Here is a 7,901-nt window from a genome sequence, read left to right on the forward strand (position 1 = left end):
GGCTGGACGAACGACGAGCTGACCGGACGAACGACGGCCCCCAGCCGGCAGACAGTACGCCCCCCGGCCGGCAGACAGTTCAGGCGACCCGGGGCGGAACGGGCTGCCCGCCGCCGGCCCGGCCGCGCAGCGCACGAACATCAGCCCAGGAGCGGGCGCGCAGGAACGGCGCCTCGAACAGCTTGAAGAACCCATAGGACACGACCAGGACCGTCGGAATCGTCAGGGCCATGATGATGGCCAGCGCCGCCATTCCTGAGGCCAGGTCCTGCACCAGGTGGAACCAGAGGGTTTCCAGGATCAGCACGTGGATCAGGTAGATGGAGAAGGCGAACATGCCGAGGGTGGTGAGCAGGCGGGCCGCCAGCACCCCACGCAGCCGGGATGTCGGCGCGGCGGCAAGGCCACGGAAAGCCACAGCCGTGACGACGCCCACGAGGACGTCGACCCAGAAGTAGTTGTTCACGATGTCCTCGGAGCCGATGACCGCGAAGCCCGCCACGCAGGCGGCGATCAGCAGGCCGGCGAGCCCGAGCAGAGGAACCCGGCGTCCCGCGATCCGCGGTGCCCGCGAGGAGTCGGCCGCGAGCACGCCGAGCGCGAAGCAGGCCAGCATCTGCGGGCTGAGCTGCCCGTACTTCGTGGCGAGCATCGGGGTGTGCGAAAGGGCGACCTTCAGGCCACACACGACGAGGACGGTGACGACCGCCATGGCCACCGGGCCCAGCCGCCGGCGGAGCAGCAACAGCAGCGGAAACAGGAAATAGATCCAGACCTCGACCGCGATCGACCAGAACGTGCCGTTCGGCCGCTCGGTGTCCACCACGATCTGCAGCATCGAGAAGTGCACGAAGAACGCGCGGATTCCGGCGCCGGTGCCGCTGACGCTGTGGGTGACCCAGATCGCGACCGGCACGGAGATCGCCAGCGCGGTCCAGTAGGGCGGCAGGATCCGCCAGGCCCGGCGCCGGGCGAAGGTGCGCCAGCCACCCTTGAGCCGGTGGCCGTTCGCCGCTGGCGCGAGGGCGAGCGAGTAGCCCGAAAGCACGATGAAGACCACCACTGCCAGGTGGCCGTAGAGCAGCCATCCGACATACCACGGGCCGTTGTTTCGCGGGAATCCCGGAAAGACAATCAGCCAGCAGTGATGGAGAACCACGAACATCGCCGCCAGTCCGCGCACTCCGTCCAGCCACGCGGTGGCTCCATGTACCTTCTCGGGTGCCTTTCCAGCGGCCGGACGGGCCTGATCCGCATCCGCACCCGCGCCGGTGGCGCGGGCGAACCTCGGAATCGTCATCGTCCGTTCGGCGGCCTCCGAGCCCGGGAGGGCTCGTCTGGGCACCCACACCGTGGCCTGATCGACGGAAGCGGGGCCGGCCCCGGGATCGGGCACTGCGGCGGGTGACTCGAAGCCTTCCCGATGGGTCGTCATCGCGCCACTACCGTCCCCCCGCTGCCATCACCTGTGATCATGCCCGGCTGCTGTTGTCCCGCAGCCAGACAGGGGTGCCGCCGCGGCGGGCCCGCGCCTGGCCCCACAGACGCCCGCCCAGCGTGATGGCGACGAAGGCGGCGACCGCCGGTGCCTGGGCCGGCTCCCGCCGGAGGATCCCGGCGACCGCCCGGGCGCTGGCGGTGCTCTCCTCCCGAGCCCGCGAACCGGACTGCTCCGCGTTGCCCATGGAAGCCCGGGCACGGCGGCGTAGCAGGTCGGCGACCTTACGCGGAGGATGGACCATCGACCGTGCCGAGCGCACGACCGTGCGTTCGGACGGCCCGAAAGCACGGTGCAGGTAGAGATCGTCGTTGACGACGTCGGGCAGCGCGGCGATGCGCTGGTGGCCTCGTTCGCTCACCGCGACCACCCCGCGGCCGATCAGCCCGTTCGACACCACCGGCAGCTGCGACCACACCGAGTAGTAGGCACGCACCAGCCAGGGCGAGCCAGCGAGGTCCAGAACCCGTTCCGGCCCCGCCGCGAGGTAGCCACCGCCGTCGACGGCCTCGGCCAGCGCCAGCAGCCCGGCCCGGTCGATCTCCACATCCGCGTCCACGTAGATCCGCGGGAAGACGTCCGTGGCGGCGTTCCCCATCCGCAGGGCATTGATCTTCGACGGAACGTCGGTGGACAGCACACGTACGCCCGGCCCGAACGAGGAGGCGACCTCGGCGGTGCGGTCCCTGCACCCGTTGCAGACCACCACCACGTCGAAAACCGCGCCCGTGTCGTCCGGGCCGGCGCTGACGATCCTCGACAGGAGCCGGCCGATCACCCGCTCCTCGTTGTGGGCTGGTACCACCACACTCGCCGACACCCGTCCGGTGCCCGTCTGTGGCTCACTCATGCCCCGCCCCCCGGCGCTGCCGATCCAGTCCGATCCGATCCGATCCGATCCGGTCGGCGGAAGAAGACCTCATGCCAGACCTCGAGACACAGCAAGGTCCAGATCCTGATCTCTTCGTTGCGCCGACCCTGTTGATGCGTGGCGAGCAACTGCCGCACGGGTGCCGTGCCGAGAAGGCCGCCGACGAAGGACCCGTTGCTGGTCAGCATGTCCGCGGCGAGGTCGGAGAGATCGCCGCGGAACCAGTCGGCCAACGGCACCCGGAAGCCGACCTTGGGCCGGTCCACGATCAGCGTCGGCAGGTAGCGGCGCGCCACCTCCTTGAGCACCCACTTGCCGCGGCCGTCCCGCACCTTCACCGACGAGGGGAGCCGGAACGCGAGCTCCACGAGTTCGTGGTCCAACAGCGGTGGCCGCATCTCGACCGAGGCGGCCATCGTCATCCGGTCACCGCGCTCGAGCAGGTTGTCGGGCAGCCAGCCGAGCAGGTCCGCCTCGAGCATGCCCCGCAGCGGATCGTTGCGGGTCGCCGGTAACAGCCGGCCCGGCTCCCCACGGGCGATGCCGAGCAGCCGGTTGCGCTCCCGTTCGGTGAACGGCGCGAACCAGCCGTCGCGACGGGCCCGCTCGTCCCTCTCCCCCAACGCCCGCAGCGCGATGCGCAGCCGGTTGGCGCCCGCCGGAAGGGATCGCTGGACCCCGTCGAACAGCGGCCCGCGCAGGCCGGCGGGAACGATCCCGATCCGGGAGGTCAGCGTGGCCAGCCGGTACTTCGGATAGCCGCCGAACAGCTCGTCCGCGCCCTCGCCGGACAGCACCACCCGCACGTGCTCCCTGGCGAGCTGGGCGAGCCGGTGGACGGCGATGTCCGCCGGCTCCGACACCGGGGCGTCCCGGTGCCAGGTCAGGGTCGACCACAGGTCGGCGAAGTCACTCGGCTTCACCACGATCTCGTGATGGCGGGTGGCGAACTGGTCGCTGACCAGGCGGGCCATCGGCCGCTCGTCGTGCTGGCCGGGCCCGAAGCCCACGGAGAAGGTGTGGACCGGCTCGTCGGTCCGCTGGCTCATCAGCGCCGTCACCAGGCTGGAGTCGACACCGCCGGACAGGTAGGCACCCACCGGGGTGTCCGCGACAGTCGCCCGTTCCACGGCCCGCCGCAGGGCGGCGTCGACCAGGTCGACCGCCTGCCGGGGGTCCACGGGCAGTTCCTCCGTGGCCAGCGGCGGCGACCAGTAACGCCTGATCGTGGAACGGCCATCCCGGGCCACGCTGAGCGCGTGGCCGGGCAGCAGCTTGCGGACCCCCTCGAACAGGGTCGCCGGCGCCGGGACGGACCGGCCCGCCAGGTAGTCGGCGACCGAGGCGTGGTCCACGGCTGGCGGCTTCGGCAGCGCAGGCAGGATCGCCTTGATCTCCGAGGCGAACACCAGCTGCGAGCCGTCCAGGTAGTAGTAGAGCGGCAGCACGCCCACCCGGTCCCGGACGAGGGTCAGGCCACCGCTGTCCGCGTCATGGACGGCGAACGCGAACTGGCCGACGAGGCGGCTCAGCCCGTCGATGCCCTTCTCCGCGAACACGGCGAGCGCGACCTCGGTGTCGCCACCGGTCTGGAACGGATAGGACATCTGCTCGCGCAGCTGCCGGTAGTTGAAGATCTCGCCGTTGAAGCAGATGTGGTGCCGGCCGCCGGCCGAGGCCATCGGCTGCGCGCTGCCGCCGAGATCGATGATCGACAGGCGGCGGTGCCCGAATCCCACCGGCCCCTGCGCCCAGAAGCCCTCGGCGTCGGGTCCACGATGGGCCAGTAACCCGGTCATCGTCGACAACATCGCCGGATCAACCGGCTGGCCGTCGAAACGGGCGATACCCGCGATGCCGCACATCAGCCGGCCCGGTGCGGGTTACCGCCGGCGATCGCCCGCCGGCCCGGCCGGCCGGCCGGGCCGGGCGCCGAGGTCTCGCTGGCAATCCTGTCGATGAGCTCGAGCAGTTCCTCGGCGCGGGCGTCCCAGGAGTCGCGCTCGACATGGCGGCGCCGGCCGGCCGGGTCGCCGGGCCCGCCGTCGGCGATGGAGTCCCGGATGAGCTGGACGAATTCCTCCGGACTCCCCGCCACCCGCACCACATCGCGGTCACTGGCGATCTGCGGGTAGTCCGTGGTCACGACGGGCAGCCCCAGAGCCAGATATTCCTTCAGCTTGATGGGGTTGCAGAACCGGATCCACTCGTTGCGCAGCCACGGCATGATCGCCACGTCGAACGCGGCACCGTAGGCCGGGATCTGCTCGTAGGGGCGGAATCCGAGCCAGTGCACGTTCGAGTAGGCCTCGAACCGGCGCATCGAACAGGTCGCGTCACCGATGAGGACCAGGCTCGCGGTCGGGATCTGGGCCGCGACCTGTTCGAGCAGGTCGAAATCGACCGTGTAGTCGTCGAGCCCACCGAAGAAACCGATCCGCGGCCCCGGGATGCGGGCGATGTCGGCCGGGGCTGGACCGGCCGTTGCCGCGTTGAAGTGGGCCAGGTCGACGCCGTGCCCGAGAAAGTGCGCCCGGTCCGCCACCGCCGCGCCGTCCCGGCTCATGAGCTCGTGACTGACGTAGAGAACCCGATCGCTGTGCCGCAGCAGCTCGTCCTCCAGCGCGGCCACCACCGCACCGTTGCTCTCGGTGAATTCGGAGTGCTTGTCGGACCGGTTGTAAAGGAGGCCCGACCGCGCGAGCGGGCGAACAGTGTCCCACGCCGTGGGCATCGTCACGAAATAGGCGGGCGCACGCAGCCCCAGGCGCTTCGCCACCCGGGCCACCTGAAAACGCACCAGCCAGGCGTTCACCACCCGCCCCGCGCGGCTGCCGTACAGGGGCAGGAGAACCGGCGAGAGGACATGGAGGTCCGGAAGGTCCGCACGCGGTGTTCTGACCCCGCGCGAAATGCTCTTCGCCTTCCGCGCTATCCGCCGCAGCGGCTGGGTGCTACGACCCGGCAACGGCATGCGCACAGCCAGGCTGTTGACGAAGAGCACCGGCCGCTGTGCGGCTATCCGGGTCATGAGCTGGAAATCCGAGTGGGCCCGGTTGTGATACCACCAGTCCTGGCCGGAGAAGCACACGATCGGCGGAGCGCCGGCGACGTCAGCGGGCAGCGCGTGCCCCGCCGGCACGGCCCGGGTCCGCGTGCCGGCGCCCCCGGGAGAGCCGGCGGAACGGACCGGGAGCGGAATCACGGCCGGGATCCGGTTCGCGAGCCGCGGCCCTCGGGCACCAGCTCGCCCGCCGCCATCACCGCCACTGCCACCACGACCACCACGACCGCCGCGGCTGCCGGTGGCCACCGCCCCCGGCTGCCTGCCGCCCGCGCGTTCCACCAGCCGCGGCTGGCTCGCCGTCAGCAGCCCTTTCACCGCCGCCTTGCTGATGGCCCGGCCGGACGCGGCCCGAAGAAGCTCGCCCGTGAGAACCCCCGCGGTGAACGCGGCACTCGCCGCGAGGCCGTGCCGGGACCTGAACAGCCGCAGCCGGTTGGCTGTGAGCAATGTCCACAGCGCGGGCGAGGTGCCCGACTCCCCGCCGAGATGCACGCCCACCGCGGCCGGCGCGAGACGCAGCCGGAAACCGGCCTCCCGGACCCGCAGCAGGAAATCGGTCTCCTCGGAGTAAAGGAAGTACGCCTCGTCCCAGTCCCCTACGGCTTCCAGGCATTGCCGCGAGACCAGCAGCGCGGCACCGGTGGCCCAGTCCGCCTCGCTCGGCGCCTCATAGGCACCCGGCGCGACAACCACCTCACCCAGCGCCGGCCACCGGCCGGCCCGGCCACCGAACAACGCCTCGCCCCAGGCCCGGCCGACGGAGGGCTCCCTGCGCAAGGAGAACGCGAGCGTGCCGTCGGCCCCGAGCAGCCTGGGCGCGACGACGCCCGTACCGGGTCGCTCCAGCAGCTCCAGCATCGCGGGAACGGCCCCTGGACGGAGCCTGATGTCGGGATTCAGGACGAGCACCGCGGAGGCCGGCGAGGAGGCCGCCCGGATCCCCCGGTTGATCGCCGCCGCATAGCCGACGTTCCCCCCGGTGGAGACGATCCTGATGCCATCGCCGGCGGCCCGGGCAACCTCAAGCGTCGCGTCGCTGGATGCGTTGTCGACGACGAGGGTCTCGACCGGGACCCGACCGCACGCCGCCGGCAGGGCCGCCAGGCATTCAGCCAGGACCGGCGCGCTGTTGAAGGTAACGATGACCACCGAGACGAGCGGCAGGTCGGACGCGGCCGCTCCACCCTCGGCGGACGGACTTACCTCGCAAACATCCATGGCCATCCCCCCATAGCCGAACGCTGCCAGTCGCGAGCAGCGAGCAGCGCCCGGGTCATAGTACGGGTATGGCCGCCCTTGCCCCCAAGGGGGCCGTCCGCTATCGTCATCCGCCGGATGCCCTGAAGTGGGTGATCCGGCAGGCTGGCCAGATCACGTACCAGCCCAGATCACGTACCAGCTAGGCTCACGTACGGCTCGGCATCATGTACCGACTAGACCAGGTAGGTCAGTAGACCAGGTAGCTGCTGGACCATACTAGCTACCAGACAACTACTACTGCCTGCGATAACCGGTGACTTGTCGCAGTCGGTCAGTTCATGTAGAGGCATCTACACGGTTGCAGTTCAACACACCACCCGAACCTTAGACACACGAATGTTCAGCAGCCGAGTTCCACGGTGCCGCCGCGTTGGGGGGAGCAGTGGCTTTGGGAACGTTAGCACGTAAACATGTCCTGATAATCGTCCAGAATCTTCCGGTTCCGCTGGACCGCAGGGTCTGGCTGGAATGCCAGGCGCTGGTGAGGTCCGGGTACCAGGTTTCCGTCATCTGCCCCAAGGGCCCCGGGGATCCGTCCCGCGAACTCCTCGACGGTGTGTGGCTCTACAAGTACCGCCCGCCGGCGCAGGCGAACGGCTTCGCCAGCTACATCAACGAGTTCGTCTACTGCTGGCTGCGGACGGCGCTGCTGTTCACGCGGATCTTCCTCACCCGCCCGTTCTCCGTGGTGCAGGCCTGCAACCCGCCGGACACCTATGCCCCGCTGGGGCTGATCGCCAGGCTTTTCGGGGTCCGGTTCGTCTACGACCAGCACGACCTCTGCCCGGAGATCTACCTGGCCCGCTTCGAGAAGCCGTCCAAGAAAATCTTCAAGGCGCTGCTCGGCCTGGAGCGCGCGACCTACCGGGTCGCGGACCATGTGATCTCCACAAACGAGTCCTATCGCGCGATCGCGATGCGGCGCGGCCACCGCACCCTCGAGAACACCACCGTGGTGCGCAGTGGTCCCGACACGACCAGGATGAAGCCCGGGCCGGCGCAGCCCGAGCTCCGCCTCGGTCGGGAGCACCTCGTCTGTTATCTGGGCATCATGGGCCCCCAGGACGGCGTGGACATCGAGCCTTTTCAAAGTCGATTTTCCTAAAGGCCCTCACTGGAGAGGACGAGGACGGCCTGGGCGAAGATGCCGACGCGGCGTGGGCAGCCGCGGAAACGGTCGAATATGTGCCAGTTCTTGAGGACCG

General features: G+C 69.9%; 5 protein-coding genes. 1 reads left to right on the top strand and 4 read right to left on the bottom strand.

Going from position 1 to position 7,901, the window contains the following annotated elements; translation table 11 throughout:
* Window positions 1-79: 79 nt before the first annotated feature.
* From ACG83_RS07645 to ACG83_RS07660, 4 genes are read right to left on the bottom strand one after another with little or no spacing between them, the layout of a single operon-like run.
* Window positions 80-1,435 (bottom strand): acyltransferase, encoded by a 1,356-nt coding sequence (locus ACG83_RS07645; protein ID WP_054565292.1) that lies wholly within the window; start codon window positions 1,433-1,435, stop codon window positions 80-82.
* Window positions 1,436-1,472: 37 nt separating this feature from the next.
* Entirely contained in the window at window positions 1,473-2,348 is an 876-nt protein-coding gene (locus tag ACG83_RS07650) for a glycosyltransferase (protein ID WP_054565293.1), read from the bottom strand.
* Complete coding sequence (asnB, locus tag ACG83_RS07655) at window positions 2,345-4,234, bottom strand: asparagine synthase (glutamine-hydrolyzing) (protein ID WP_054565294.1); 1,890 nt, start codon at window positions 4,232-4,234, stop codon at window positions 2,345-2,347. The genes ACG83_RS07650 and asnB overlap by 4 nt, the downstream gene beginning before the upstream one ends.
* Window positions 4,234-6,654, bottom strand: a complete 2,421-nt coding sequence (locus tag ACG83_RS07660; protein WP_054565295.1) for a glycosyltransferase — start codon at window positions 6,652-6,654, stop codon at window positions 4,234-4,236. Before ACG83_RS07660 ends, asnB begins: the two co-directional genes overlap by 1 nt.
* A 424-nt stretch (window positions 6,655-7,078) precedes the next feature.
* On the opposite strand from ACG83_RS07660, the gene ACG83_RS07665 reads away from it, so the two are divergent.
* On the top strand, window positions 7,079-7,801 hold the full coding sequence (locus ACG83_RS07665; protein WP_235497761.1) for a glycosyltransferase: 723 nt from the start codon (window positions 7,079-7,081) through the stop codon (window positions 7,799-7,801).
* Window positions 7,802-7,901 lie beyond the last annotated feature (100 nt).

It is taken from the genome of Frankia sp. R43 (assembly GCF_001306465.1).
GTDB classification, from domain to species: Bacteria; Actinomycetota; Actinomycetes; order Frankiales; family Frankiaceae; genus Parafrankia; species Parafrankia irregularis.

Bases quoted from the DNA above. Each gene is read 5' to 3' on its own strand.
- ACG83_RS07660 (WP_054565295.1), bottom strand. From the start codon at position 6,654: ATGGATGTTTGCGAGGTAAGTCCGTCCGCCGAGGGTGGAGCGGCCGCG.
- asnB (WP_054565294.1), bottom strand. From the start codon at position 4,234: ATGTGCGGCATCGCGGGTATCGCCCGTTTCGACGGCCAGCCGGTTGAT.
- ACG83_RS07650 (WP_054565293.1), bottom strand. From the start codon at position 2,348: ATGAGTGAGCCACAGACGGGCACCGGACGGGTGTCGGCGAGTGTGGTG.
- ACG83_RS07645 (WP_054565292.1), bottom strand. From the start codon at position 1,435: ATGACGACCCATCGGGAAGGCTTCGAGTCACCCGCCGCAGTGCCCGAT.